This is a genomic window from Frankia sp. AiPs1, assembly GCF_023716945.1.
Lineage (GTDB): Bacteria > Actinomycetota > Actinomycetes > Frankiales > Frankiaceae > Frankia.
In genome coordinates this window covers 1-1,335 of record NZ_JAMQQF010000953.1, presented here as the reverse complement: position 1 = coordinate 1,335, position 1,335 = coordinate 1, and the positions used below count along the sequence as shown (strand labels likewise).

General features: G+C 76.9%; 1 protein-coding gene. It reads right to left on the bottom strand.

Annotated features, from left to right (window positions below; genetic code table 11):
• Positions 1–1,218, bottom strand: a 1,218-nt coding sequence (locus ND748_RS32130) for a glycoside hydrolase family 3 protein (protein ID WP_285903000.1), incomplete at its 3' end; no start/stop codon positions are given.
• Positions 1,219–1,335: the final 117 nt, after the last annotated feature.

The following is a 1,335-nucleotide window of genomic DNA, read 5'->3' as shown; positions in this document are numbered from 1 at the left end:
GGCCAGCGCCGCGCGCAGGCGGGCGGCCGCGGTGGACGAGCCGGCGACCGTCACCGGGGCGCCCGCGCGCAGGGGGAGGATCCCGCAGTCCTGCGTCAGCAGGGTGACGGACCGGGACGCGACCCGGGCGGCCACGGCAGGTCCATCGCCGCCCGGCGCCGGGGTGGCGTGCGCGAGGCGCCACTTCAGACTTAGCACGCGACGCGCCGAGTCGTCGACGCGGCTGGCCGGGATCCGGCCGCTGCGCAGCGCGGCGAGCAGGCCGTCGCGGGCCTCGACGAGCCGCGGTGGCATCAGCAGCAGGTCGTCGCCGGCGAGCACCGCCCGCACGGCGGCCTCGCCGGGCGAGTACCGCTTGGTGATCGCAGCCATGTTCAGCGCGTCGGTGACGACCACGCCGTCGAAGCCGAGCTCCCGGCGCAGCAGCGAGGTCACCACCGCCGGGGACAGCGATGCCGGTGACCCGCCGTCCAACGCGGTGGCGAGCAGATGCCCGACCATCACCATCGGCGCCCCGGCGGCGACGGCGGCCCGAAACGGCGCCAGGTCGACGGCATCGAGGCGCTCGCGGGAGGACGCGACCACCGGCAGGTCGAGGTGGCTGTCGACCGATGTCGAACCGTGCCCGGGGAAGTGTTTCGGGGCGGCGGCCACCCCCGCCGAGGCGAACCCGGTCACGGCCGCGGCGGTGAGGCGGGCGACCGCGCCCGGGTCGTCGCCGAACGACCGCTCGCCGATCACCGGGTTGGCCGGATTGGTGTTGACGTCCGCGTCGGGGGCGAAGTCGACGTTGATCCCGAGCGCACGCAGGTCCGTGCCGGTCACCCGGGCGGCGTCGCGGGCGTCCTCGACGCGGCCGCTCGCGCCCTGCGCCATCGCGTCGGGCAGCAGGGTCACCCCGTCGCGGATCCGCATCACCGGCCCCTGCTCCTGGTCGGCGGCGACGAGCAGGGGGATGGCCGCGGCGCCCTGCAGCCCGGCGGTGAGGCCGAGGACCTGGCCGGGGGCGACGACGTTGTCGGGTAACGCACCCGGCCCGGTGCCTCCGGCGTCGAACAGGACGACGCCGCCGAGGCCGAGATCGCGCACGGCGGCGGCGGCCGTGTCGGTGCCCGCGACCATCCGGTTGCCGGCCAGCGCGGTCGGCGTGCGGTCGTCCGCCGACGTCCCGAACACGTAGCCCATGAGCAACTGGCCGATCCGCTGCTCGGGCGTCATCCGCGCGAGTGTCGACTCCACCCACGCCGTCTGCGCGTCGTCGGCGGCCAGCCCGGGTGAGAGGCTCGAAGCCGGGGAGGGCGCGGGGGGCGAGGTCGGCTGGGCCGCCCCGCCTGC